This window comes from Cupriavidus sp. H18C1, assembly GCF_049311595.1.
Lineage (GTDB): Bacteria > Pseudomonadota > Gammaproteobacteria > Burkholderiales > Burkholderiaceae > Cupriavidus > Cupriavidus cauae.
The window spans coordinates 683,952-708,490 of the sequence record NZ_CP186009.1 but is presented as its reverse complement, the minus strand read 5'-3'; the positions used below and the strand labels follow the sequence as shown (position 1 = coordinate 708,490).

17 protein-coding genes and 7 pseudogenes are annotated in these 24,539 nt (G+C 68.2%); 12 read left to right on the top strand and 12 right to left on the bottom strand.

The features are described 5' to 3' along the window. Positions 1–80: 80 nt before the first annotated feature. The 3 genes and pseudogenes from OJJOAM_RS19015 to OJJOAM_RS19005 all read left to right on the top strand — a co-directional run bounded on the left by OJJOAM_RS19015 (position 81) and on the right by OJJOAM_RS19005 (position 4,001). Positions 81–1,527 (top strand): annotated as a pseudogene (locus tag OJJOAM_RS19015) (LutB/LldF family L-lactate oxidation iron-sulfur protein). 180 nt (positions 1,528–1,707) lie between these two features. Then, positions 1,708–3,430, top strand: a pseudogene (locus tag OJJOAM_RS19010) (lactate permease LctP family transporter). Positions 3,431–3,578: 148 nt separating this feature from the next. Then, positions 3,579–4,001 carry a hypothetical protein gene (locus OJJOAM_RS19005; RefSeq protein WP_422650733.1) on the top strand — a complete coding sequence of 141 codons (423 nt, stop codon included), beginning with the start codon at positions 3,579–3,581 and terminating at the stop codon, positions 3,999–4,001. Between the two features lie 54 nt (positions 4,002–4,055). On the opposite strand, the pseudogene OJJOAM_RS19000 reads toward OJJOAM_RS19005, so the two are convergent. The 8 genes and pseudogenes from OJJOAM_RS19000 to OJJOAM_RS18965 form a co-directional block, all read right to left on the bottom strand. Further along, positions 4,056–5,247 (bottom strand): annotated as a pseudogene (locus OJJOAM_RS19000) (M24 family metallopeptidase). A gap of 7 nt (positions 5,248–5,254) precedes the next feature. Beyond that, complete coding sequence (locus tag OJJOAM_RS18995; RefSeq protein WP_422650732.1) at positions 5,255–5,566, bottom strand: Bug family tripartite tricarboxylate transporter substrate binding protein; 312 nt, start codon at positions 5,564–5,566, stop codon at positions 5,255–5,257. After that, on the bottom strand, positions 5,490–6,347 hold the full coding sequence (locus OJJOAM_RS18990; protein ID WP_422650731.1) for a Bug family tripartite tricarboxylate transporter substrate binding protein: 858 nt from the start codon (positions 6,345–6,347) through the stop codon (positions 5,490–5,492). The genes OJJOAM_RS18995 and OJJOAM_RS18990 overlap by 77 nt, the downstream gene beginning before the upstream one ends. A gap of 73 nt (positions 6,348–6,420) precedes the next feature. Next, a complete protein-coding gene (locus OJJOAM_RS18985) occupies positions 6,421–7,020 on the bottom strand; it encodes a TetR/AcrR family transcriptional regulator (RefSeq protein ID WP_265633522.1) in 600 nt (199 codons plus the stop codon). Between the two features lie 120 nt (positions 7,021–7,140). Beyond that, positions 7,141–7,494, bottom strand: a complete 354-nt coding sequence (locus tag OJJOAM_RS18980) for a DUF1428 domain-containing protein (protein WP_422650730.1) — start codon at positions 7,492–7,494, stop codon at positions 7,141–7,143. A gap of 272 nt (positions 7,495–7,766) precedes the next feature. Beyond that, a pseudogene (locus tag OJJOAM_RS18975) lies at positions 7,767–8,795 on the bottom strand (CaiB/BaiF CoA transferase family protein); the annotation flags it as partial. 81 nt (positions 8,796–8,876) lie between these two features. After that, the gene (locus OJJOAM_RS18970; RefSeq protein ID WP_422650729.1) at positions 8,877–9,866 is read right to left on the bottom strand and encodes a Bug family tripartite tricarboxylate transporter substrate binding protein; all 990 of its coding nucleotides are present in this window, start codon (positions 9,864–9,866) and stop codon (positions 8,877–8,879) included. A 202-nt stretch (positions 9,867–10,068) separates the two neighbouring features. Next, on the bottom strand, positions 10,069–11,859 hold the full coding sequence (locus tag OJJOAM_RS18965; RefSeq protein ID WP_422650728.1) for an acyl-CoA dehydrogenase family protein: 1,791 nt from the start codon (positions 11,857–11,859) through the stop codon (positions 10,069–10,071). Positions 11,860–12,179: 320 nt separating this feature from the next. On the opposite strand from OJJOAM_RS18965, the pseudogene OJJOAM_RS18960 reads away from it, so the two are divergent. Further along, positions 12,180–12,830, top strand: a pseudogene (locus OJJOAM_RS18960) (tripartite tricarboxylate transporter substrate binding protein); the annotation flags it as partial. A 76-nt stretch (positions 12,831–12,906) separates the two neighbouring features. Continuing rightward, positions 12,907–13,263, top strand: a complete 357-nt coding sequence (locus OJJOAM_RS18955; RefSeq protein ID WP_422650968.1) for a tripartite tricarboxylate transporter substrate-binding protein — start codon at positions 12,907–12,909, stop codon at positions 13,261–13,263. On the opposite strand, the gene OJJOAM_RS18950 is transcribed toward OJJOAM_RS18955, so the two are convergent. Next, entirely contained in the window at positions 13,178–14,230 is a 1,053-nt protein-coding gene (locus OJJOAM_RS18950; RefSeq protein ID WP_422650727.1) for a DnaJ C-terminal domain-containing protein, read from the bottom strand. The two genes, OJJOAM_RS18955 and OJJOAM_RS18950, sit on opposite strands and share 86 nt — an antisense overlap. Positions 14,231–14,496: 266 nt before the next feature. Between OJJOAM_RS18950 and OJJOAM_RS18945 the strand changes: the two genes are divergently transcribed. Then, positions 14,497–15,393 (top strand): LysR substrate-binding domain-containing protein, encoded by an 897-nt coding sequence (locus OJJOAM_RS18945; protein ID WP_422650726.1) that lies wholly within the window; start codon positions 14,497–14,499, stop codon positions 15,391–15,393. Here the strand turns inward: OJJOAM_RS18945 and OJJOAM_RS18940 are convergent. The 3 genes and pseudogenes from OJJOAM_RS18940 to OJJOAM_RS18930 all read right to left on the bottom strand — a co-directional run bounded on the left by OJJOAM_RS18940 (position 15,390) and on the right by OJJOAM_RS18930 (position 18,025). Continuing rightward, entirely contained in the window at positions 15,390–16,175 is a 786-nt protein-coding gene (locus OJJOAM_RS18940; RefSeq protein WP_422650725.1) for an enoyl-CoA hydratase/isomerase family protein, read from the bottom strand. The genes OJJOAM_RS18945 and OJJOAM_RS18940 overlap by 4 nt on opposite strands. Then, positions 16,168–16,762, bottom strand: a pseudogene (locus OJJOAM_RS18935) (cysteine dioxygenase). Before OJJOAM_RS18935 ends, OJJOAM_RS18940 begins: the two are co-directional and overlap by 8 nt. A 33-nt stretch (positions 16,763–16,795) precedes the next feature. Continuing rightward, positions 16,796–18,025, bottom strand: a complete 1,230-nt coding sequence (locus OJJOAM_RS18930) for a CaiB/BaiF CoA transferase family protein (RefSeq protein ID WP_422650724.1) — start codon at positions 18,023–18,025, stop codon at positions 16,796–16,798. A 227-nt stretch (positions 18,026–18,252) separates the two neighbouring features. Between OJJOAM_RS18930 and OJJOAM_RS18925 the strand changes: the two genes are divergently transcribed. The 6 genes and pseudogenes from OJJOAM_RS18925 (at position 18,253) to OJJOAM_RS18900 (ending at position 24,370) form a co-directional block, all read left to right on the top strand. Further along, on the top strand, positions 18,253–19,050 hold the full coding sequence (locus tag OJJOAM_RS18925; RefSeq protein WP_422650723.1) for an IclR family transcriptional regulator: 798 nt from the start codon (positions 18,253–18,255) through the stop codon (positions 19,048–19,050). 364 nt (positions 19,051–19,414) lie between these two features. Continuing rightward, positions 19,415–20,530, top strand: a complete 1,116-nt coding sequence (locus OJJOAM_RS18920) for a branched-chain amino acid ABC transporter substrate-binding protein (protein ID WP_422650722.1) — start codon at positions 19,415–19,417, stop codon at positions 20,528–20,530. 183 nt (positions 20,531–20,713) lie between these two features. Next, positions 20,714–21,641: pseudogene (gene livH, locus OJJOAM_RS18915) on the top strand (high-affinity branched-chain amino acid ABC transporter permease LivH). A gap of 10 nt (positions 21,642–21,651) precedes the next feature. Continuing rightward, positions 21,652–22,896 carry a high-affinity branched-chain amino acid ABC transporter permease LivM gene (locus OJJOAM_RS18910; RefSeq protein WP_422650721.1) on the top strand — a complete coding sequence of 415 codons (1,245 nt, stop codon included), beginning with the start codon at positions 21,652–21,654 and terminating at the stop codon, positions 22,894–22,896. Next, a complete protein-coding gene (livG, locus tag OJJOAM_RS18905) occupies positions 22,893–23,669 on the top strand; it encodes a high-affinity branched-chain amino acid ABC transporter ATP-binding protein LivG (protein ID WP_149318500.1) in 777 nt (258 codons plus the stop codon). Before OJJOAM_RS18910 ends, livG begins: the two co-directional genes overlap by 4 nt. Beyond that, entirely contained in the window at positions 23,669–24,370 is a 702-nt protein-coding gene (locus OJJOAM_RS18900; protein WP_149318501.1) for an ABC transporter ATP-binding protein, read from the top strand. The genes livG and OJJOAM_RS18900 overlap by 1 nt, the downstream gene beginning before the upstream one ends. Positions 24,371–24,539: the final 169 nt, after the last annotated feature.

Below are 24,539 nucleotides of genomic sequence, written 5' to 3'. Positions count from 1 at the left end.
TCGAGCGCGTTATCGGCCGCGGTATCCGCCACGCCATCGAGCGCGGTACCGGGCGCGGTACCGGCACGGGGAGAATCCGCATGAGCGCGACCCCGATGCACTTCGTCCCCTCCGCCGATTTCAAGGCGCGCTCGCGCGCGGCGCTGGACGATCCCAAGCTGCGCAGCAGCTTCCGCGGCGCGATGGACTTCCTGCAGAACAAGCGCGCGCTCCAGTTTCCCGACGGCGACGAGCTGCAGGCGCTGCGCGATCTCGGCGAGGCGGTGCGCCAGCACGCGCTGGCGCATCTGCCGCAGCTGCTGGAGCAACTGGAAGTGAAGCTGACCGAAGCGGGCGTGCAGGTCCATTGGGCACAGACCCCCCGACGAGGCCAACGCGATCATCGCCGGCATTGCCGAGCGCCACGGCGCCCGCAGCGTGATCAAGGGCAAGTCGATGGCCAGCGAGGAGATCGCGCTGAACCATTACCTCGCCGAACGCGGCATCCGCAGCCTCGAGTCGGACATGGGCGAATACATCGTCCAGCTGGCCGGCGAAGGCCCCTCGCATATCGTGATGCCGGCGATCCACAAGACGCGCGGCGATATCGCCGCGCTGTTCGAGCAGCATATCCCCGACACGCCCTACACCGAGGACGTCGACACGCTGATCCAGACCGGCCGCCGCGCGCTGCGTCATGCCTTCGTCGAGGCCGACATCGGCCTGTCCGGCGTCAACTTCGCCGCCGCCGATACCGGCACGCTGTGGCTGGTGGAGAACGAGGGCAACGGCCGGCTGTCGACCACCGTGCCGCCGGTGCATATCGCGATCATGGGCATCGAGAAGGTGGTGGCGAGCCTGGACCACATCGTGCCGCTCGCCACGCTGCTGACGCGCTCGGCCACCGGCCAGGCGATCACCACCTACTTCAACCTGATCACCGGTCCGCGCCGCGCCGGCGAGCTCGACGGCCCGCGCGAGATGCACGTGGTGCTGCTCGACAACGGCCGCACCCAGGCCTATGCCGACGCGCAACTGCGCGCGACGCTGCAGTGCATCCGCTGCGGCGCCTGCATGAACCACTGCCCGGTCTATACCCGCATCGGCGGGCACGCCTACGGCACGACCTATCCGGGCCCGATCGGCAAGATCATCTCGCCGCATCTGCTGGGACTGGACGCCACCGCCGACCTGCCGACCGCGTCGAGCCTGTGCGGCGCCTGCGGCGAGGTCTGCCCGGTGCGGATTCCGATTCCCCAGTTGCTGATCCGGCTGCGCACCGAGGCCAACCGCAATCCCGACGAGGCGGTGCAGCACCCCTTGCGCGGCCAGGGCGCGCGCTACAGCCGTGGCGAACAGCTGATCTGGCGCTTCTGGCGCGGCGCGTTCGCGCATCCGCGCCTGTATCGGCTGTTCCGCTGGGCGGCGACGCGGCTGCGGGCCTTCACGCCATCGCGGCAGATGGGGTGGACCGACCACCGCGAGCCCTTGCGGCCGGCCGCGCGCAGCCTGGCCGATCTGCTGCGCGAGCGCGGACAACCCGAATAAGCCCGGCACCCTCGCCGACAAGAGCCCCTCGTCCCCGCCAAAGCGCGGACCCAGCGGCTTCCGAAGACGGTGGATTCGCGCATTCGCGGCAACGACGCGGTGGCAACCGCAACCTCGTCGGCGGCTTCGCCGGCCACGATTTTTTCCTTTCTAGACTCGCATCCCTCGGAGGAGACCGATATGCAAACCTGGCAACAGGTCTATATGCCGCTGGGCAGCCTATGGCTGTCCTCGCTGGCGGCCGCCATTCCCATCCTGTTCTTCTTCGTCGCGCTGGCGCTGCTGCGCATGAAGGGCCATGTGGCCGCCGCGATCACGCTGGCGCTCGCGCTGGCCGTCGCGATCGCCGGCTATGGCATGCCGGTGCCGCAGGCGCTCGCCGCCGCGGGCTACGGCTTCCTGTACGGGCTGTGGCCGATCGCCTGGATCATCGTCACCGCGGTGTTCCTGTACAAGATCGTCGTCAAGACGGGCCAGTTCGACGTGATCCGCGCCTCGGTGCTGGCGATCACCGACGACCAGCGCCTGCAGGTGCTGCTGATCGGCTTCGCCTTCGGCGCCTTCCTCGAGGGCGCGGCGGGCTTCGGCGCGCCGGTGGCGATCACCGCCGCGCTGCTGGTCGGCCTCGGCTTCAATCCGCTCTACGCGGCGGGACTGTGCCTGATCGCCAATACCGCACCGGTGGCCTTCGGCGCGATGGGCATCCCCCATCATCGTGGCCGGCCAGGTCACCGGCATCGATCCCTTCCATATCGGCGCGATGGCCGGCCGGCAATTGCCGCTGCTGTCGCTGGCCGTGCCGTTCTGGCTGGTGTTCATGATGGACGGCGTCAAGGGCGTGCGCGAGACCTGGCCCGCCGCGCTGGTCACCGGCGCAAGCTTCGCGGTGACGCAATACTTCACCGCCAACCATATCGGGCCGGAGCTGCCGGACATCACCTCGGCGCTGATCAGCCTGGTGTCGCTGTCGGCCTTCCTGAAGGTGTGGCAGCCGCGCAGCGCGACGCGCACCGCCAGCGCATCGCTGCGTGCCGGCCACGGCGGCGCCGCGGCGCTCGGCGGCTTCGGCGACATGGACGGCTTCCCGGCGATCGGCAACACCAACCAGCGCAAGGCCTCGCCGTACACGCTCGCGCAAACGGTACGCGCGTGGGCGCCGTTCGGCATCCTGACCGCGATCGTCACGGTCTGGAGCCTGCAGCCATTCAAGGCGCTGTTCGCCTCCGGCGGCGCGTTGGCCGGGACGGTGCTGAAGTTCCCGGTGCCGTGGCTGGACCAGCTGGTCGTCAAGACCGCGCCGATCGTCGCCGCGCCGAAGGCCTACGATGCCGTGCTGAAGATCGACCTGCTGTCCGCCGTCGGCACCGCGATCCTGCTGACCGCACTGATCTCCGCCGTGCTGCTGCGCATGTCGCCGCGCGCGCTGGTGGCGACCTTCGGCGAGACGCTGCTGGAGCTGCGCCGCCCGATCCTGTCGATCGGACTGGTGCTCGCCTTCGCCTTCGTTGCCAACTACTCGGGCATGTCGTCGACGCTGGCGCTGCTGCTAGCCGGCACCGGCGCGGCCTTTCCGTTCTTCTCGCCGTTCCTCGGCTGGCTCGGCGTGTTCCTGACCGGCTCCGATACCTCGTCGAACGCGCTGTTCTGCTCGCTGCAGAGCACGACCGCGCATCAGATCGGCGTCTCCGACACGCTGCTGGTCGCCGCCAATACCACGGGCGGCGTGACGGGCAAGATGATCTCGCCGCAGTCGATCGCGGTGGCGTGCGCCGCGACGGGCCTTGTCGGCCGCGAGTCGGAGCTGTTCCGCTTCACGGTCAAGCACAGCCTGCTGTTCGCGGTGATCGTCGGCATCATCACGATGGTGCAGGCGTATTGGTTGACGGGGATGATTCCAGGCTAGGACGCCGATCGCCACGTGCACGCTCTTCGATGGACATCGGCAAAAAGCGAAAGCCGGCGATCGGGTGGGATGGGATAGTGCCGCATCGATCGAAGCGCCCGAGCAGGTGCCGCCGATCGATGCCATCCTCTTCGACCTTGCCTGAACGATGTCCACGATCACCGCCCGCGACACAAACGCCACCGAACACGATCCGATGCTTGCCGACCCTCGCCGCGCCAAGGGCTTCCGACGTCGAGACGACCCCCTGTCCCGCGCGGACGTGCTGCAACTGGTCAGGACGCAGACGGTGGCAAGCATTCCGCCGTGGGCCGTGTTCGCGTACGTGGGAAGCACGATCGCCGTGATCATCTCGGTAATCAGCTACCAATCCACCACCACTCCGAGCACCGTGCCGCTGCGTTTCCTATCAGTGGAAATGGAAGCTCGGCTCGGCAGCCGGCTTGACGCAATGGATAAGAGGCTCGCTCGCATCGGCTTCCGACTCGATGCCATTGAGAATCGAATGGATGCGATAGAGACCCGGCTGGAGCGGATGGACGCCAAGCTCGACCGCCTGCTTGGCAAGTAGATCGCTGCGGGGCCCATCCGCATGCCCGCGAATGGCCCGCCCCACCCTCCCCGCCTACTCCACCGTCGCGTAAGCCAGCGTCTTCGGCGTCTTGACGATGACCTCGGGCCGTTCGCCCACGATTACCGTGTCGTCGAGCCGGAAGCCGCCGAGTCCATAGACATACAGCCCCGGCTCGGCGGAATACACCTCCCCCTGCCAGCAGGGGCCGCGTATTGAACGCCATGTCTTCCGGATACTCATGCAGCATCAGGCCGACGGCATGGCCCGTCCGGTGGAAGACGTACTGCGCGCAGTCGGCCCGCTCGATCACCTGCAACGCCGCGGCATCCATGTCGCACACGCGTTTGCCCAGCACCGCCGCCGCCACCGCGGCATCGGTCGCTTCGGCCGCGACGGAGTACAGGCGCGCCTGCTGGTCCGTCGGCTTGCCGCAGAACCACGTGCGCTCGTTCTCGACGTAGAGGCCGTTCAGCCGCGGCAGCACCAGATTGACGATCGTGTCGCCCGCCGAAATGCGCGCGCCGCAAGCCGCGCCGTCGCCGTGGGGCGAAGCGGATGCGGGCCCGGACAGCGTCCAGCATTTGAGAATGTCGAAGTCCTCGCCGGGGAAGCGGCGCGCCGCTTCCTCGACCATTAGGGCCGCCATGGCGTGGTCGAGTTCCTGGACCAGCCGGCCCGCGCGGATGTTCTCGCGGTAGCGATCCTGCACCCAGTCCGTCAACGCGCCGAGTTCGCGCATCACCTGCAATTCCTCGGGATGCTTGACCCAACGCAGGGTGCGCATGTCGCCCATGGCCGGCCGCAGCGTCAGCTCGGGCAGATAGCGCTGCGCCGCCGTCAGGATGGGGTGCGCGACATCGACGGCGATGCGCGACATGCCAAGACCCTTCTCGGACAGCAGCCCGGCGACGACCTCGGGCAGTTGCGGCACCAGCGGCAGGCGATGGGAAATGCGTGGGTGCTCGGCGTAATAGGTGATATCCGACAACCACACCTTTCCCTTCTCGGTGGCGAAGCGCATATGGTTGGTCGACAGTTCGTTCATCACCGCGAAGGTGTCGCCATTACGCGGAACGACCACGAAGACCGGCCGTTCCCATGGCCATACGTCCAGCTGGAAGTTGGTGGCGAACTGGAAGAAGTCGGGCGTGCCGAAGACCAGCGCATCGACGCGCAGCCGATCCATCAGCTTGCGCATCGACGCCAGGCGGTATTCGTGGACGGCTTTTGTCAAATGGGGCATGGCGGTGTCAGAGAGAAATGCCGAGTTGGCGGATGATCGGACCCCAGGCGTCGGAGTCGCGCTTCATGTAGCGCTCCACTTCCGTCGAGGGGCCCTTGATCGGTTCGAGGAACTGGAAGGCGAGCTTTTCCTTCAGTTGCGGGTCGTCCAGCGCCTGGTTGATATCGGCGTTGATCTTCTGCACCAGCGCGGCCGGCGTTCCGGCCTTGGCGACGATCGCATACCAGCCCGGCACCGCGATGTCATAGCCCAGTTCCTTGAAGGTGGGCACGGTGGGCAGCGCCGCAAGGCGCTTGTCCCCGGTGACGGCGAGCGGCACGAGCTTCTGTCCGGCGATGTTCGCGTGCACGCCCGCCACCACGTTCATCATCACCGGGGGTCTGTCCGTTCATCAGGCTGGTGGCGCCGCCCGGGCCATTGAACGGGACGTGCTGCAGCTTGATGCCGGCCTTTTCGGCCACCAGCTCCATCGCGAGGTGGGTGGAGTTGCCGACGCCGCCCGATGCGAAGCTGATCTCGCCCGGACGCGCCTTCGCCATCTGCACGAACTCCTGCAAGGTCTTGACGCCCAGCGACGGCGCGGCGACGAACACAAAAGGCGAGTTCGCCAGCATCGCGACCCCGACCAGATCCTTCGACGGGCGATAGGGCAGCTTCGGATACAGATGGGGGTTGAAGCTCAGATTCGACACGCCGGCAAAGAACAGCGTGTAGCCGTCGGCCGGCTGAGACAGCACGTAGTTGATAGCCAGCGCGCCGTTGGCGCCCGGCTTGTTTTCGACCACGACGGCCTGCTTCCACGCGTGTCCCAGCCGTTCGGCCAGAGCCCGCGCCAGTACGTCGTTGCCCGTTCCGCCCGCCTGGGGCACCACCAGCCGTACCGGGCGGGCGGGGTAGGTTTCAGCCTGCCCGATACCGGGCAGCGCCGCTGCCAGCACTGCGCCCGCAGTCCAGCTCATCCATGTTCGCCGTTTCATGCTGCACTCACCTTGTCTTCGATCCATCCCGGCCGATCCGTCCGGTCGATCATCTCGGTCGAGAATCACTTCGACCGCCACCCGCGGCAGTCGAATCGAGACGCAATGTACCATGTGGTACATTGCAGGGTGTAGCGAGGGTATACGCGAATCACCGCGGGAAATCAGGGGCTGGTGCGTAGCGGCAGCGAGGGGATCACGGCCGGCGGTGGCGCGCCATCATTTCCGCGAAGTACTCGATGGCAGCGGTCGTGCCCTTGCGGTCGCCGGTGGTCACCAGATCGAGCAGCAGCCCGCGAATCGTGGCGACTTCGACGCGGGCGAGCAGCCTGGCCTCGGTGCGGCTCATCCCCAGATTGCGCTCGAAGCGTTCGGCGAGCATGCCGGTCCAGCTGCCGATCACGTCCTCGAGAAAGCCGCTGAAGCGCTCGCGGTCGCGGATGGCGCGGCCGTATATTTCGAACACCAGTTGCATGATGGGCAGGTAGTTCGACGCCGAGTATCGCTGCCAGGCGGAGACCAGCGCCGTCTTCGGATCCGTGCCTTCGGCCAGCGTCTGCTGCCGCGCCTGCTGTTCGGCATGCCGGATGCGATGCAGCAGCGCCTGCCAGAATCCGTCCGCGGAACCGAAGTAGTAGATCAGCATGCGATGGCTGGTACCCAGGGCCTCCGCGACGCTGCGCAGCGACAGATCGCCCAGGCCGTGGTTGAGCACATGCTCGGTGGCCGCATCCAGCAGTTGAAGGGCTTGCTCGCTGGTCGCGCGCGTGCTGGTGTCGGATTTCTTCGTGGGCATCGGGAAGCGGTCGGTAGGCGGGACAGCGACACGGGCGTCGCGAACCGCGATTCTAGCCGCGGTCCGCCCCATCGCAAGCCATTCCGCCGCTACGCCTTGGCGGGCGAGGCGGCCCGGCGCTCAGGCCTGGACGATCGTCTCGAAGCCGCCGTAGATCATCCGCTGCCCATCGAAGGGCATGTTCTGCATGTCGTTCGCCAGCCGCGGATCGGCCATCGACGCCTTCATGCCCTCGTCCCGCTTCTCGCGCGACGGCCACTCGATCCACGAGAACACCACGGACTCGTCGTCCTTTCGCTGGACCGCCATGGTGAACGACGTGACCTTGCCCTCGGGCACATCGTCGCCCCAGCACTCGTACACCCGGAGGGCGCCGTACTCCTTGAACACCTGCGCGGCCTTCTGCGCCATTTCGCGGTAGGCCTCGCGGTTGGCGGTGGGCACGGCAATGACAAAACCGTCGACATAGGACATGGTGGTCTCCTTGGGAATCGATTGGCACCGGCGCTCATGTCCGCGCCGGGTGGCGCAGCCTCACGCTCGGAATGCGTCTCGTTACCATAGTGCAAGAACCGCAATGTCCAAAGTGGACAGCAGGCCAGCCCTCCCGCTAGCCCTCCCGCTTGGCTCTTCCGTTTAACTCTCCCCCGTCGCGAGGCAGGAAGCGGTCCCCCCTCGGCCAGCGGCGCGAAGCGATAGGTCGCCGGCGTGCGCGACAGCTTCACCGGCGCGCCGAGCCCGCGATAGCCGCCCTCCATCTCGACCACCATCTCGCGATGCGCCGTATGGGGATGCTGCAGGGCGTCCGGCACCGACAGCACCGGCGCGCACGGCACACCGGCCTGCACCAGCGCGTCGGCCAGCGCCTTGCCGTCACGCGTGCCGAGCAGCGCCTCCAGTTCGGCCTTCAGCGCGGATCGATTGACCGAGCGCGCCCCGGCCGTCGCATAGCGCTCGTCGTCGGCCAGCGCGGCCACGCCAAGGTGCTCGCACAGGATGCGAAACTGCCGGTCGTTGCCGACCGCCAGGAAGATCGGATCGGTGGCGGTGGCGACCGTGTCGTACGGATAGATGTTCGGATGGGCGTTGCCCGTGCGCTGCGGTGCCTTGCCGCTCATGAACCAGTTGGCCGCGTGCGGGTGCAGCAGCGACAGGCCGGAGTCATACAGGGCCGCCTCGACGAACTGGCCGCGGCCGCTGCGCTCGCGCTCCTGCAGCGCGAGCAGCACGCCCAGCGCGGCGTTCAGCCCGGTCACCATGTCGACCACCGGCAGGCCGACGCGCAGCGCTTCGCCGTCCGCCTCGCCGTTGATGCTCATGATGCCCGCCATCGCCTGGATCGCGGCATCGTAGCCGGGCAGGCCGCCAAGCGGGCCGTCGGCGCCGAAGCCCGACACGCGGCAGTGCACCAGGCGCGGGAAGCGCGCGGACAGCGCCTCGTAGCCCAGGTCCCATTTCTCCATGGTGCCGGTCTTGAAGTTCTCGATCAGCACGTCGGCGTCGGCCAGCAGCGCAAGCAATACCTCGCGCTCGGCCGGCGCCGCCAGATCGAGCCGCATCACGCGCTTGTTCCGGTTCAGGCCGAAGTAGTAGGACGCCACGCCGTCCTTGAACGGCGGACCCCAGGTCCGCGTGTCGTCGCCCTGGGGCGGCTCGATCTTCAGCACATCGGCGCCGTGGTCGCCCAGGATCTGCCCGCAATACGGGCCGCCCAGGATGCGCGACAGGTCGACCACCCGGATACCGGCGAGCGCGCCGGTGCTTGCTTGCGTCATCGGATTCCCTTGCTCGTAGCCATCGTCGGCGCCATGGTCGGTGCCATCGCCGGCAGTGTCGTCCATCCAGTTCAAACCAGGTCAGTCCAGCTGCGCGCCGGACTTCTGCACCACCGCGCGCCACTTGCCGACCTCGGCCTTGATGAAGCCGCCCAGCTGTTCCGGCTTGATCGAGGGCGCGAACTCGAGCCCCTGTCCCTGCAGCGTCTTGCGGACCTCCGGCTGCTTCAGCGCGTCGGCAAAGGCCGCGTTGAGCTTGCCGATGACTTCCTTCGGCGTACCGGCCGGCGCCACCACGCCGAAGAACACCGACACGTCGAAGCCGGCGACGCCTTGCTCGGCGACCGTCGGCACATCGGGCAGCGCCTGCGAGCGCTCGCGCGTGGTCACGCCAAGCGCGCGCAGCTTGCCGCTCTTGATGAAGGGCAGCGCGGTCAGCACGTCGGTAAAGGTCATGCTGACCTGGCCGCCCAGCAGATCGTTCAGCGCCGGGCCGGTGCCCTTGTACGGAATGTGCTGGAAGTCGGTGCCCGCCAGGTTGTTGAACAGCACGCCGGCCAGGTGCGACGACGCGCCGTTGCCCGACGAGGCATAGGTCAGCTTGCCGGGATTGGCCTTGGCATAGGCGATCAGCTCGGTGACGTTTTTCGCCGGCACCGACGGATTGACGACCAGCACATTGGGCAGATGGCCGATCTGGATCACCGGCGTGAAGCTCTTGACCGGGTCGTAATTGATCTTGCGATAGAGGCTGACGTTGATCGCCAGCGGCGCCGAGGTGCCGAACATCAGCGTGTAGCCATCGGGCTCGGCGCGCGCGACGGCCTCCGCGCCGATATTGCCGCCGGCGCCGGCGCGGTTCTCGACCACCACGGGCTGGCCCAGCGAGTTCTTCAGCGAGGCGGCAAGCGTGCGCGCCATCGCGTCGGTCGGGCCGCCCGGCGGGTAGGTCACCACCATCATGATCGGCTTGGACGGATAGTCCTTCTGCGCGAAGGCGGGGGCGATGCCGGCGCACAGCGTCAGCGTGGAAGCGGCGGCGAGCGCCGCGATGCGTTGCCAGGGGGTCATCTCGTGTCTCCTTGTCAGGCCATGCGCCGCGGGCTTCGTCGTCCCGGGCGCTTGTTTGGGTTGTTGTAGGGTTGGGATTCGCCGCGAGGCATTGCGCGTCGCGGCGGGTGAGTCTGTGGAGCCGTGGAACCGTGGGTCTGCGGTCCGGGGTCCGCAGCTCCGCGGATCGGCAGGTCTGCGGATCTGGCGGCTCAGTAGATCTTCAGAACAGATCGACCTGATCGACCGCCCCGGCCGGATGCACCGCGCCGTCCGTCGATGGCGCCACGGTGTCGGCCAGCCAGTCCGGCTCGGCGCCGCCCGTGAGCGGATCGCGCGGCAGCACGCGGTGAATCAGCACCAGCTGGGCCAGCCGCATGCGGCGCACCGAGCCGATGCGGCCCGCTTCCCACGCCATCGCCACCGCGCTGGTCACGTGGTACAGCGCGGATGCGGCCTGGCGCGCGAGCACATCGCCGGCGGCATCGGCCTGCGCGGCATCACCGGCCAGCGCGCAGGCGCGGTCCAGCGCGCTGTCGAACGCCGCGCGCGCGTTGGCGTGCATCGGCGTCTGCGCCAGCAGCGCTTGCAGATGGGCCCGCAGCACCGGCAGGGCGCCCTCGCGCCGGATCGCGCGCAGCACGTCGAGCGCGACGATATTGCTGGTGCCTTCCCAGATCGAGCCGAGGTGGGCGTCGCGCACCAGCCGCGGATCGCTCCATTCCTCGATGTAGCCGCAGCCGCCGCGAATCTCCATGGCGTCGCCGGTGACCTTGCGCGCGTCGCGGCAGGCGCGGAATTTGATCAGCGGCGTCAGGATGCGCATCAGCGGATAGGCATCGGCCTCGCCCGCGTCGACCCGCCGCAGCGCCTCGGCGGTCTGGAACACCATCGTGCGGGCCTGCTCGGTCGGCAGCGCGAGCTTCAGCAGCTGGCGGCGCATCAGCGGCATGTCGATCAGCCGCTTGCCGAACGCACGGCGCTCCCGCGCGATGAACAGTCCTTCCGATAACGCCCGCCGCATCAGTCCGGCGGCGCGCACGCCGTTGGAGAGGCGCGAGTTGTTGATCATGTCCGCCATCTGCACGAAGCCGCGGCCAGGCTCGCCGACCAGCCAGGCGTGCGCGCCTTCGAGGCGGATCTCGCCGCTCGCCATCGAGCGCGTGCCCAGCTTGTCCTTCAGGCGGATGATGCGATAGTGGTTCGGGCTGCCATCGGCCAGCCGGCGCGGCAGCAGAAACAGCGACACGCCCTTGATGCCGTCGGGCGCACCGTCCGGACGCGCCAGCACCATCGCCAGCTCGGCGTCCGGATTCGAGCAGAACCACTTGTCGCCGCTCAGGCGCCAGCCGCCCTGCGCCTCGGGATCGGGCATCGCCCGCGTGGCGGTAGCGGCCACATCGGAGCCCGCGCCCTGCTCGGTCATGAACATCGCGCCCTGGTACAGGTCCTCGAACACCTGCGTGGTCAGGTTCGGCAGGAAGCGTTCGACCAGCGCCGGATCGCCGAACTTGCGCAGCGTGCGCGTCAGCGAGTCGGTCATCGACAGCGGGCAGCACAGGCCGAACTCCGCCTGCACGAACAGATAGGTCAGCGCGTACTTGGCGGCCGCCGGCATCGGCTGCGGCCAGCCCAGCACGCCGCCGCGATGCGATACCGCCGCCAGGCCGAACTCGGCAAACGCCACGCGTTCGAGTTCGACATAGGCCGGATGCTTGTCGATGCGCTGCGCATCGATGCCGGTGCGCGTGCGATGCGTCAGCGTCGGCGGATGGTGATCGGCGGTGTTGGCCAGCGCATCGAGCACGCCGCCCGCCAGCGCGCCCATCCGGTCCAGATGCGGCAGCAGGTGCTGGTACAGGTCCGCCGGCAGATACAGCGGCAGCAGCGCGCGCAGATCGGGATCGCTGGCAAACAGATTGACGCCATGCTGGTCCGGCACCGGGTGCACGGACGGCGTCGCCGCGGCGGCGGGTTGCGATGAAACGTCCTGACGGACGGCGCTGGTCGGCATGCTTGTCTCCTCTTCCCACTTCTCGATATGCGGCCGGACCGAGCCCGCCGGATGCTGGAATGTTCGAGGAAGCAGCGATTTGCGTCCAATACTAATAATGGCTTGGACGATATGTTTTTTATATAGGCGCCCACACAGGGGACTCACCTCGCTACGCGCTCATGCGTCGCTTGCAGCGCTAGGGACAAACCCGCCCTGTCTCACCACCAGAGCGCAACGCGTTGCATACTGTCCCGCCACGGCCGAGCCGTGCGAGCCGGGCGGGACAGCCTGGCCGTCGTATCGACACCGTCGCATCGACACCATACAAAGGAGACAACATGCAACGACGCCAGATTCTGCGCCTCGCCGGCGCGGCATGGGCGGCGGGCGTGGCCGGGATGCCGGTCGGACGCCTGCACGCAGAGGACTTTCCCAGTCGTCCCATCAAACTGATCGTGCCCTACGGCGCGGGCGGCATCACCGACCAGATCGGCCGCGCGCTGGCGGATGCGGCGGGACGCGAGCTGGGTCAATCGATCATCGTCGAGAACAAGCCCGGGGTCAGCGGCACGCTGGGCGCGACGCAGATGGCCACCAGCGAGCCGGACGGCTATACGCTGACGATGGCGCCGGTGGTGATCTTCCGCCTGCCGCACGTGCAGAAGATGCGCTACGACCCGCTGAAGGACCTGACCTATATCTCGATGATCGCGGACTACAACTTCGCGGTCGCGGTGCGCACCGATGCCAAATGGAAGACCATGCAGGAGCTGGTGGCCGAGGCCAAGGCGTCGAGCCGCGGCATCAGCTACGGCACCACCGGCATCTACGGCAGCCAGCATCTGACGATCTCCGAGCTGGCGCGCATCACGCAATCGAACTGGACGCATGTGCCCTACAAGGGCGACGCCGAGGCCATCACCTCGCTGCTGGGCGGCCAGTGCGACGTGGCGATGCTGACCAACACGCTGCTGCCCTATGTGAAGAACGGCCAGTTGCGCGTGCTCGCGGTGCTGTCGGAAAAGCGCGCGCCGGACTTCCCCCGATGCGCCGACGCTCAAGGAGATCGGCTATCCGGTCTGGTCCAATTCGCCGTTCGGCATCGTCGGCCCTGCCGGCATGAAGCCCGAGGTCGTCAAGAAGCTCGACACCGCGTTCCGCAATGCCTTGAAGGATCCGAAGCTGCTGGCGGTGACGCAGCAGTACGGCATGTCGACCAACTACATGGGTCCTGAGCAGTACACCGCCTATGCGCAGAAGGCCTTCAAGAGCGAGGGGGGCGATCATCCAGCGGCTGGCCGAGGCCATGAAGAACCAGTAAGGGTTCATTCAGCGTTCATTCGCCGGCGCCGCGGCCGAGTTCGCGCAGCAGCGTCTGCTGCGACTCGGTCAGCGTGCGCAGCCGCGACGGCAGATCGATGACCACCGTCAGCAGCAGATCGCCGGTCTTTTGTTTGGCCCGATCGTGCAGGCCCATGCCGCGCACGCGAATCACGGTGCCGCTGCGCGTCATCGCCGGAATCTCCGCCATCACGGTCTTGCGAAAGCGCACCACCGGCACGCGGCCGCCGAGGCAGGCCAGCACGAAGTCGATCTTCAGTTCGCGCGTCAGGTCCAGCCCATCGACGCCGAACACGCGGTCCTTGCGCACCCGGACCTTGCACATCAGATTGCCATTGGGGCCGCCGTCGATGCCGGCGCCGCCCATGCCGCGCGCGCGCAGCACGGTGCCGTCGATCACGCCCGGCTTGATCTGCACGCGCAGCGCCTTGTCGACGCGGACCTTGCCGGTCCCGCCGCAGGCATCGCAGGGAGCCGGCTCGACGCCGCGACCCGCGCAGCGCTCGCAGGCGCCATACGCGTGGAACAGGCCGCGTCGCACCTGGCCCGTACCGGCGCACGGCTTGCAGGCCATCATGCGGATGCCGCGCGCATCGCAGTGCAGGCAATCGACCGTCATCCTGACGCGGGTCGATGCCATGCCGCCCAGCACCGCCGTTTCCAGCGCGATGCTGGTCTCGCACAGGTAGTCGACGCCGGCCTTGCCCTGCGCGTTGCGGCGCGGGCCGCCATGCGGCCAGGCCTCGCGCGCCGGACGCGGGCCATGAGCGCCGCGCCCGTTGCTGTTGCCGGTGCCATTGCCCGCGCCGTGGCCGGCGGCGCCACGCGGCGCGGCGCGCTCGGCGTCGTAGGCCATCCGGCGGCCGGCATCCTTGAGCACCGCGAAGGCATGCTGCAATCGCTTGAACCGCTCTTCCGCGGCCTGCGGGTCGTCCGGATTGCGGTCCGGATGCCAGCGCATGGCCAGCCGCCGGTACGCCTGCCGGATCTCTTCCGCCGTGGCCGTCGGGGCAACGCCTAGGGTCTGGTAGTGGTCATGGTGCGTCACGGGGGCCTTGTATTCGCCGTTGGCGCAGCCCGCACTGCTGCTGCGCGCTACCTGTTCAGGCGGCACATCGAAGGGATAACGGCATGCCGCGCGCAAACTGTAGGCATAGAATGAGGCCCGCTTCTCCGTTACCGGCGCTCGTTACCGGCCCGTTATCGGCCCGTTATCGCGCCGGGTATCGCGCCGATTGACGCGCCGGTTGCCGCGCCGGTTGCCGCCCTCTTCAACGAACCTTCATCGAAGCGTCATCGAACGCCGCCCCTGCCATGGAGTTCCGCCATCTGCGCTATTTCCTCGTGCTGGCCGACGAGCTGCACTTCGGCCGCGCCGCACGCCGGCTGTCGATCTCCCAGCCGCCGCTGTCGCTGAACATCCAGCAGCTGGAGGCGTCGGTCGGCGCCCGGCTGTTCGAGCGCGACAGCAAGGGCGTGAGGCTGACCGCGGCGGGCCGGGCCTTCCGCGAATCGGCCACCGCGCTGCTGGCGCAGGCCGAGGAGGCGCGGCTGCTGGCGCGGCAGATCGAGGCCGGCGCCGTGGGCCGGCTGCGCGTCGGTTTCGTCGGATCGATGCTGTACCGGGGCTTGCCGCAGAAGCTGCAGCAGTTCGAGGCCGATCAGCCCGGCATCCAGATCGCGCTGACCGAGCTCAATTCGCAGGAACAGATCGAGGCGTTGCTGCACGGGCAGCTCGACGTCGGCTTCATCCACACCAGCCGGGTGCCCGACGAATTGGCGACGCGGCTGATCCACAGCGAGCCCTTCGTCTGCTGCATGCCGGCCGCCCATCGGCTGGCAACCCGGCGCACCATCGCGCTGACCGAGCTGCGCGGCGAGCCGTTCGTGCTGTTCTCCCGCAATGCGTCGCCCGACTACTACGCGCGCATCGTCGACATGTGCGCGGCCGAGGGCTTCTACCCGCAGATCCGCCACGAGGTCCGGCACTGGCTGTCGGTGGTGTCGCTGGTCTCGCAGGGAATGGGCGTGGCGGTGGTGCCGGCCGCCCTGCGGCATTCGGCGCTGGCCGGCGCGGCATTCCGGCCGCTGAAGCCCAGCACGGTGCCGTCGGAGGTCTATTGCGTGTGGAAGGCGGCGCCGGACCATCCGGCGCGCGATCGCTTCGTCGATATCTTCCCGACGCCGGCCGCGCGGCTACGGACGGCCTAGCGGGCCGACGCCGCGCGATACGCGCGGATGCGCTCGCGCAAACCCGGCCGCGCGGCGGAATGGACCAGCGCGGCGAGCTGCCTGGCGAGTTCGTCGTCGCCGGCGCGCGACGCGGCATGGATCGCCGCCTGCGTCTCGGTGTCGAGCCGGCGCGCCTGACGCGCCAGCGCCTCCAGCGCGGTGTCCGGCTTGCCGTGTTCGTCGGCCTCGAAGGGCCGCGAGGCCAGGCCCGTAGCGAGAGCCGTGTCGGCATCGATGGTGGCGCCGGCGCCGATCCATTGGCGCGCCAGCGTCGGCCCGACCCGGGCGGCAAGCCGCGCGGTCCCCAGCACCAGCCCGAAGGCCGCGCCGGGAAACGCGAAGCGGCTGTCGTCGGCGACCCAGCATTGTTCGCAGGCCACCGCCAGATCGGCCCCCGCGCCCATGGCGCGGCCATGGACCCGCGCGACGGTGGTGAACGGCGCCGTGTAAATGGCCTGCAGCATCAGCTCGACGCGGACGAAGCGGGCCAGCAACGTGTCGTCGCTTTCGCCATCGAGGCAGTCGAGGTCGCCGAGGTCGAAACCGGTACAGAAGTGTTTGCCCGCCCCTTCGATCAGCAGCAGCCGAGTGCCGTCGCGCTGGCAGGCCAGGACGGCGTCGTGCAGGGCCTGCACCAGCTCGGCCGACAAGGCATTGCCGCGTTGGGGGCGGTTCAGCGTCAGCCGCGTGATATCGCCTTGCCGGTCGACCAGCAGCGCCGGCTCCGCCTTGGCGGCGACGGTCGATGCGTCGTCAGGCATCGGCAGCGGCCCACAGATTCGGCGCGAAGCGGTTGGCATAACCCGAGACGAATTCCTTCGGCGCGCCCGTCGCCGGATCGAAGACATGGCGGCGAATACGGCCGATATTGCCGCCGTACAGGTGGACGCTGACCGAGACCCGATCGTCGAAGGCATTGCGCACGCGGTGGATGTCGCCGAGCGATGGCGATACCGCCGCGACCTGCCCTGCCTCGAGCCGGGTTTCCTCGCCGTCCTGATGGATCCCTCGATCATCGCGGCGATAGCGAATGTCGATCTCCGCGCCGCGCAGCACGCCGATCCAGCCCCACACCGTGTGATCGTGCACCGGCGTCTGCTGGCCCGGCCCCCCAGACGAAGCTGACCACCGAGAAGCGATCGAGCGGATCGCCGTACAGCAGGTATTGCTGGTAGTAGGTCGGATGCGGCTGCGCCAGTTCGTCCGGCAGCCAGTCGTCGCGGGCGACCAGCGCCTGCAGCAGGGGCCGCGTGCCGTCGAGCAAGACCGCCTCGTCGCGGTTGGGTCCTTCCATCAGCGACGTGACGCCGGCAACGAAGGTCCGCAGCGGTTCGATGGTGCGACTCATGGCGTTTTCTCCTGCGTTTGGTCGTGCGCTTGTTTATGCGTTCGTTCCTGCGCTCGTTCCGGCGCTCGTTCCTGCGTTTGCCCCGGCTGTTTGCCCCTGCCCGGCGCCGCCGGCATGGGCGGCGCGGATCGCCTCGGTATGCTCGCCGAGCGCGGGCGGCGGCCGGCGCACCGGCAGACCCATGCCGTCCAGCCGCAACGGCGAGACGAAGGTCCGCGTCGCCACGCCGCTCGGCAGCGTCAGCGGGCGCACCCATTCCATGTGTTCGACCTGCGGATCCTGCAGCGCGGCGGCGTAGTCGTTGATGCGCGCGTGCGGCACGCCGGCCGCCTGGAAGGCCGCGATCCAGTGATCGACACCGGCGCGGGCAAAGCGCTGCTCCAGCAGCTCCTTCAACGCGACCTGATTGGCCGCGCGATCACGGGTGGTGGCAAAGCGGGGGTCCTCGGCCAGTTCGGGCATCTCGACCACGCGCACGACCTCGAGCCACAGCTTCTGGTTGCCGGCGGCGATCGCGAAGTAGCCGTCGGCGGCCTGGAACGCCTGGTACGGCGCGTTGCGTGGATGCGCCGAGCCCAGCTTGGCCGGGCTGCGGCCGGTTCCGAAGTACTCGCTGGTCTGCAGCGCGGCGATGCCCAGCGTGCAGCCATACATCGGCACATCGATATGCATGCCGGCGCCGCCGGCGCGCACGCGGGCCAGCGCGCTGGCAATGGCGAAGGCCCCGTACAGGCCGGACGCGAAGTCCGCCAGTGGCACGCCACACTTGACGGGGGCGCCGTCCGGCTCGCCGGTCACGCTCATCACGCCGGCGGCGGCCTGGATGGTCAGGTCGAAGCCGCCCTCGGTGGCACGCGGCCCGCTCTGGCCATAGGCCGACACCGAGCAGTAGACGAGCCCCGGATGGTCCTCGCGCAGGCTCGCATAGCCCAGCCCCAGGCGGTCCATCACGCCAGGCCGGTTGTTCTCGACCACCACGTCGGCCTCGAGCATCAGTTGGCGCGCCAGCGCGACGTCTTCCGGCTGCTTCAGGTTCAGCACCACCGAGCGCTTGTTGCGGTTCAGCGAGGCGAAGTTCTCCGAGAAGCCGGCCGAAATCGGCGGCCATTGCCGCAGCGTATCGCCGTCGGGCGGCTCGATCTTGACGACGTCGGCGCCCATGTCGGCCAGCAGCATGCCGCAGAACGGCCCGGCGGCAACGGTGCAGAACTCCAATACCTTGACGCCGGCGAGCGGCAGATCCTTCTCGTTCAGATCGGACATGACAGTGGCAGCGGTGGGATGGCGCCGGTTGGCGGGAAGGCACGCCGGCGCCCGGCTTGCGGGCGGCGGGGCACGCGAGGCATTATATGGACGTGCCGGAATACGGGACAACGGTTCCGTATTTGAGAACGGGGCGGACGACGCGTCCGCTGCCCCCCCGCCCGCCCCTCTTCTGCAGCAGAAGAGAGGCGCGAAACCGGGACGCAGGCCAACTCAGACCGCAAACCATGAACAACACCCTGATCAAAGGCTTGGGCATCGTCGAACTGCTGGCCCACAGCGACCGGCCGCTGGGGCTGACCGAGATCGCCAACCGGCTCGGCATGGCCAAGAGCAATGTCCATCGGCTGCTGCAGGCGCTGACCGAGCTGCGCTATGTGATCCGCGACGAGGACACCGCGGCCTACAGCGCGTCGATCAAGCTGTGGGAGCTGGGCTCGGCCGTGCTGGGCCGGCTGGATCTGCGCCGCCACGCCGAGGGCTGGATGGAACGGCTGATGCACGACAGCGGCGAAAGCGTCCATCTGTCGGTGCTCGATCGCGGCGAGGTCGTCTACGTGCACAAGATCGACAGCCCCAATCCGGTCCGCGCGTACACCCAGATCGGCGGGCGCGCACTGGCGCATTGCGTGGCCACCGGCAAGGCAATGCTGGCTTTCCAGCCGCCGACCGTGCTGCAGCGGATGTCGGCCGCGCTGGAGAGCGCCACCGCCAATTCGATCGTCGAACCGGCGCGCTTCCTGCAAGAGATGGACAAGGTGCGGCGGCAGGGCTATGCGGTCAATCGCGGCGAATGGCGGGAATCGGTCCATGGCGTGGCCGCGCCGATCGTCGACGGGCATGGCCAGGTCTTCGCCGCGGTGGGCCTGTCCGGGCCGGCGGAGCGCTTCAAGCCGCAGAAGCTGCGCACGTTCGCGGAAATGGTGCAGCACGCCGCCGCCGAAATCTCGTCGAGCCTGCGTGGCGGCACCCGGCACAGCGCGCTCGCGCTGGCCACGCGCGGCATGGTCGCCGCGGGGCGCTGAGCGCCGGACAACACGTCTTACCCCCCCATCGGCGGGGACTGCGCGCACGCGAGTGTTCCGCGAAAGCCACAACAGCCTCGGATTGGTGCAGCGCGCATAGGCCGCTCCAAGATTCACCTTATAATGCCGCCACCTGGCCGACACCGAACGGACTTACCCAGTCCTTACCGGTGCGGTGGGCAGGCGGGCGATTGGCCTGCGCAATAACAAGAACGTGGTCAAGTAGTGCCCTTTCAGGCCTGAGCCGCGGTCGTGCATGCGCGCCCCCGACCAGCCTGTCAAGTCGCCGGGGAGTTCTTCGATTTTGCGCACGTCCGAGGCCCGCGCCTGGATGATTCGAACAAACACGATCGAGGAGCTCCCAATGAAGCATTCCCGTCTTACCTCCCTTTCTCTGGCCGCCGCGCTGCTCACCCTGGGTGCCGCCGCGCATGCGGAAACCGTCAAGATCGCCATCGCCGGCCCGATGAGCGGCTCGGTCGCGCAGTACGGCGATATGGTCAAGGCGGGCGCGCTGACCGCCATCGAGCAGATCAACGCTGCCGGGGGCGCCGGCGGCAACAAGTTCGAAGTCGTGCTGATGGACGACGCCTGCGAACCGAAGCAGGCCGTGGCCGTCGCCAACAAGATCGTCAGCCAGAACATCCGCTATGTGATCGGCCACGTCTGCTCGGGCTCGACCATTCCGGCCGCCGACATCTACGAGAACGAAGGCGTCGTGATGGTGACGCCGTCGGCCACCGCGCCGCAGCTGACCGAAGGCAAGAAGCGCAAGATGATCTTCCGCACGATCGGCCGCGACGACCAGCAGGGTCCGGCCGCCGCGCAGTACATCATCGGCAAGGTCAAGCCCAAGAAGGTCGCCGTGCTGCACGACAAGCAGTCGTACGGCCAGGGCATCGCCGCCTCGGTGCGCAAGGACCTGGAAGCGGCCAAGATCCCCGTGGTGCTGTTCGAAGGCATCAACGCCGGCGATTCGGACTACTCGGCCGTGATCACCAAGCTGAAGTCGCAGGGCGTGGACTTCGTCTACTTCGGCGGCTATCACCCCGAGATGGGCCTGCTGCTGCGCCAGGCGCGCGAGCAGGGCGTCAAGGCGACGTTCATGGGACCGGAAGGCGTCGGCAACAAGGACGTCACCGCGATCGCCGGCCCGGCTTCGGAAGGCATGCTGGTCACGCTCCCGGCAGACTTCTCGGCCGACCCGGCCAACGCGGCGCTGGTCAAGGCCTTCGCCGACAAGAAGCGCGATCCGAACGGTCCGTTCCAGATGCCGGCCTACGCGGGCGTCAAGATCATTGCCGACGCGATCGCGGGCGCCAAGAGCACCGACCCGGCCAAGGTCGCGGCATACATGCACAAGAACGCCTTCCAGACCCCGATCGGCAAGGTGGAATACGACGCGCAAGGCGACCTCAAGTCGTTCAAGTTCGTCGTCTTCACCTGGCACAAGGACGCCACCAAGACGGCCGCCAACTGATCGCCGGCGCGGTCCGTGCCAACGCCCCGTTCGTCGCCGAACGGGGCGTTTTGATATGCCGGGCCGCTTCGATCGCGCCCCTCCCTCCGCGGAAGGGGCCCGCCGCGACAGGCACGCCGGCCTCACCGAACCGGCCCGAACGGGCTGAACCCGGCCGACGTGCAGTACAGACGGGACGTACCCATGAACGAATTCCTACCTCAATTCACCCAGCAGCTGGTCAACGGGCTGACGCTGGGTGCGATCTATGCGCTGATCGCCATTGGCTACACGATGGTCTACGGCATCATCGGCATGATCAATTTCGCCCACGGCGAGATCTACATGATCGGCGCCTATGTGGGCCTGGTGACGCTGACCGCCATCGGCGTGGCGGCCGGCTATCCGCTGCCGCTGGTGCTGGGCGCCGCGCTGCTGGTGTCGGTGATCGTCACCGGCCTGTACGGCTTCGCGGTCGAGCGGGTCGCGTACCGGCCGCTGCGCGGCGGACCGCGGCTGGTGCCCCTGATCTCCGCCATCGGCATGTCGATCTTCCTGCAGAACTACGTGCAGATCGGCCAGGGCGCGCGCGACGTGTCGGTGCCGGTGCTGATCAGCGGCGCGCTCGAGCTCGAGATGGGCGGCGATTTCACCGTGACCGTGCCGTATTCGCGCCTGCTGATCGTCGGCGTGACGCTGGTGCTGATGATCGCGCTGACGCTGTTCATCGGCCACTCCCGCATGGGCCGCGCCTGCCGCGCCTGCGCCGAGGACATGCGCATGGCCAATCTGCTGGGCATCGACACCAACCGCGTGATCTCGTTCACCTTCGTGCTCGGCGCGATGCTGGCCGCCGCGGGCGGCGTGCTGATCGGGCTGACGATCGGCAAGCTGAACCCCTTCATCGGCTTCGTCGCCGGCATCAAAGCCTTCACCGCGGCGGTGCTCGGGGGGCATCGGCAGCATTCCGGGCGCGATGCTCGGCGGCGTGCTGCTGGGGCTGGCCGAGACCTTCGCCTCGGGCTACATGCCGGCCGAATACAAGGACGTGGTCGCGTTCGGCCTGCTGGTGCTGATCCTGCTGTTCCGTCCCACCGGCCTGCTCGGCAAGCCGGATGTGGAAAAAGTCTGAGGACCGCGCCATGAATTCCTCCATTTCGATGACGCAATCGCTGAAGAACGCCGTCTCGGCGGCGGTGCTGACCGCCATCCTGACGATCCCCATCCTCGGCCTGCAGCTCAAGCTCGAGGGCTATCGCGTGGTGCTCGAACCGCACTGGCGCCCGGTGTGGATCGCGGTGGCCGCGGTGTTCCTGTTCCAGCTGTTCAAGCCGGTGATCCACCGCACCACCTCGGCGGTCAGGCTGCCGGCGCTGCCCACGCTCGCGCCGGGACAGCAGCGCGCCGCGGTCTGGGTGCTGCTGGCGGTCGGCCTGATCTGGCCGTTCTTCGGCTCGCGCGGCGCGGTCGACATCGCCACGCTGGCGCTGATCTACGTGATGCTGGGCCTGGGCCTGAACATCGTGGTCGGCTTCGCCGGCCTGCTCGACCTCGGCTATGTCGGCTTCTACGCGGTCGGCGGCTACACCTATGCGCTGCTGAACCAGGCCTTCGGGCTGTCGTTCTGGGAATGCCTGCCGATCTCGGCCGGCATGGCGGCGCTGTTCGGCTTCCTGCTGGGCTTTCCGGTGCTGCGCCTGCGCGGCGACTACCTGGCCATCGTGACGCTGGGCTTCGGCGAGATCATCCGCCAGCTGCTGAACAACCTGACCAGCCTGACCGGCGGGCCCGACGGCATCTACGGCATCCCGAAGCCGACCGTGTTCGGCATCCCGATGACCCGCAGCGCCGGCGAGGACGGTGCCCGCACCTTCCACGACCTGATCGGGCTGGACTACAGCGGCGAGCACATGGTGATCTTCCTGTACCTGCTCGCGCTGTTGCTGGTGGGACTGACGCTGTTCGTCACCAGCCGGCTGATCCGCATGCCGATGGGCCGCGCCTGGGAGGCGCTGCGCGAGGACGAGATCGCCTGCCGCTCGCTGGGCCTGAATCCGACGCGCATCAAGCTGTCGGCCTTCACGCTGGGCGCGACCTTCGCGGGCCTGGCCGGCGCGTTCTTCGCCGCGCGCCAGGGCCTGGTCAATCCGGAATCGTTCACCTTCATCGAGTCGGCGCTGATCCTGGCCGTGGTGGTGCTGGGCGGCATGGGCTCGCAACTCGGCGTGATCATCGCCGCGATCCTGCTGACGGTGCTGCCCGAGGTCGCGCGCGGCTTCGCCGAATACCGGATGCTGCTGTTCGGCCTGGTGATGGTGCTGATGATGATGTGGCGCCCGCAGGGCCTGTTGCCCGCCAGCCGCCCGCACGTGGAGTTGCCGCAATGAGTGCACAAAGCGCAGAACTGTTGAAAGTGTCCGGCCTGCAGATGCGCTTCGGCGGCCTGCTGGCGGTGGACGGCATCGATTTCAGCGTCCGCAACGACGAGGTGTTCGCGATCATCGGGCCGAACGGCGCGGGCAAGACCACGGTGTTCAACTGCGTCGGCGGCTTCTACAAGCCCACCGCCGGCGAGGTGATGCTGGACGACCGGCCCATCGCCGGCCTGCCGAGCCATATGGTCGCGCGCCAGGGCCTGGTCCGCACCTTCCAGAACATCCGTCTGTTCAAGAATCTGACGGTGGTCGAGAACCTGATGGTGGCCCAGCACCGCCGCGTCAAATCGGGGCTGCTGCACGGGCTGTTCGCCACGCCCGCCTATCGCCGCGCCGAGCGCGAGGCGCTGGAGCGCGCCGCCGAATGGCTCGACCGCATGGGCCTGCGCGCGGTGGCCAACCGCGAGGCCGGCACGCTGTCGTACGGCCACCAGCGGCGGCTGGAGATCGCGCGCTGCATGATCACGCAGCCGCGCCTGCTGATGCTGGACGAACCCGCCGCGGGCCTGAACCCGCAGGAAAAGGTCGAGCTCAAGACGCTGATCGACCAGCTGCGGCGCGAGTTCGGCATCGCCGTGCTGCTGATCGAGCATGACATGAGCCTGGTGATGGGCGTGTCCGACCGCATCCTGGTGATGGAGCACGGCCGCCCGATCACCATCGGCAAACCCGAGGACGTGCGCAACGACCCGCGCGTGATCAAGGCATACCTGGGAGAGGACTGATGCTGAAGCTGGAACAGGTCCATACCCATTACGGCGCCGTCGAGGCGTTGTGTGGCGTATCGATCGAGGTCAACCAGGGTGAGATCGTCACGCTGATCGGCAGCAACGGCGCGGGCAAGACCACGCTGATGATGACCATCTGCGGCAGCCCGCGCGCGTCCAGCGGGCGCGTGCTGTTCGAGGGCCGCGACATCACCGGCTGCTCGACGCACGAGATCATGCGCATGGGCATGGCGATCTCGCCCGAGGGCCGGCGCGTGTTCCCCAGCCTGACCGTGCTCGAGAACCTGAAGATGGGCGCGTTCTTCGCGAAGCGCGACGAGATCGAGGCGGGCATCGAGCATGTGTTCAAGCTGTTCCCGCGGCTGGAGCAGCGCGCCTCGCAGCGCGCCGGCACCATGTCCGGCGGCGAGCAGCAGATGCTGGCGATCGGCCGCGCGCTGATGAGCCGGCCGCGGCTGCTGCTGCTCGACGAGCCGACCCTGGGTCTGGCGCCGATGATCATCGCGCAGATCTTCGACATCATCCGCACCATCCGCGAGGACGGCGTGACGGTGTTCCTGGTCGAGCAGAACGCCAACAAGGCGCTGCAGGTCGCCGACCGCGGCTATGTGCTCGAAACCGGCAAGGTGGTGCTGGCCGATACCGGCGCGAACCTGCTGGCCAACGACCAGGTGCGCAACGCGTATCTGGGCGGCTAGGGGAACGCGCTCGGACCGACGCACCGCAGCCAGGCACCGGCCCGGCCACCGCAGCCCGATGGGGCGGCGGTGGCCGGGCCGCTGTCCTTCCGGCGCCCCGCGATGCCACAGGGCACATTGCGAGTACGTCAGGCGGCACGCCGAGCGGCACCCCACGCCAGTACGGCAC

Bases quoted from the DNA above. Each gene is read 5' to 3' on its own strand.
- OJJOAM_RS19005 (WP_422650733.1), top strand. From the start codon at position 3,579: ATGTCCACGATCACCGCCCGCGACACAAACGCCACCGAACACGATCCG.
- OJJOAM_RS18990 (WP_422650731.1), bottom strand. From the start codon at position 6,347: ATGTACCACATGGTACATTGCGTCTCGATTCGACTGCCGCGGGTGGCG.
- OJJOAM_RS18985 (WP_265633522.1), bottom strand. From the start codon at position 7,020: ATGCCCACGAAGAAATCCGACACCAGCACGCGCGCGACCAGCGAGCAA.
- OJJOAM_RS18980 (WP_422650730.1), bottom strand. From the start codon at position 7,494: ATGTCCTATGTCGACGGTTTTGTCATTGCCGTGCCCACCGCCAACCGC.
- OJJOAM_RS18970 (WP_422650729.1), bottom strand. From the start codon at position 9,866: ATGACCCCCTGGCAACGCATCGCGGCGCTCGCCGCCGCTTCCACGCTG.
- OJJOAM_RS18965 (WP_422650728.1), bottom strand. From the start codon at position 11,859: ATGCCGACCAGCGCCGTCCGTCAGGACGTTTCATCGCAACCCGCCGCC.
- OJJOAM_RS18945 (WP_422650726.1), top strand. From the start codon at position 14,497: ATGGAGTTCCGCCATCTGCGCTATTTCCTCGTGCTGGCCGACGAGCTG.
- OJJOAM_RS18940 (WP_422650725.1), bottom strand. From the start codon at position 16,175: ATGCCTGACGACGCATCGACCGTCGCCGCCAAGGCGGAGCCGGCGCTG.
- OJJOAM_RS18930 (WP_422650724.1), bottom strand. From the start codon at position 18,025: ATGTCCGATCTGAACGAGAAGGATCTGCCGCTCGCCGGCGTCAAGGTA.
- OJJOAM_RS18925 (WP_422650723.1), top strand. From the start codon at position 18,253: ATGAACAACACCCTGATCAAAGGCTTGGGCATCGTCGAACTGCTGGCC.
- OJJOAM_RS18920 (WP_422650722.1), top strand. From the start codon at position 19,415: ATGAAGCATTCCCGTCTTACCTCCCTTTCTCTGGCCGCCGCGCTGCTC.
- OJJOAM_RS18910 (WP_422650721.1), top strand. From the start codon at position 21,652: ATGAATTCCTCCATTTCGATGACGCAATCGCTGAAGAACGCCGTCTCG.
- livG (WP_149318500.1), top strand. From the start codon at position 22,893: ATGAGTGCACAAAGCGCAGAACTGTTGAAAGTGTCCGGCCTGCAGATG.
- OJJOAM_RS18900 (WP_149318501.1), top strand. From the start codon at position 23,669: ATGCTGAAGCTGGAACAGGTCCATACCCATTACGGCGCCGTCGAGGCG.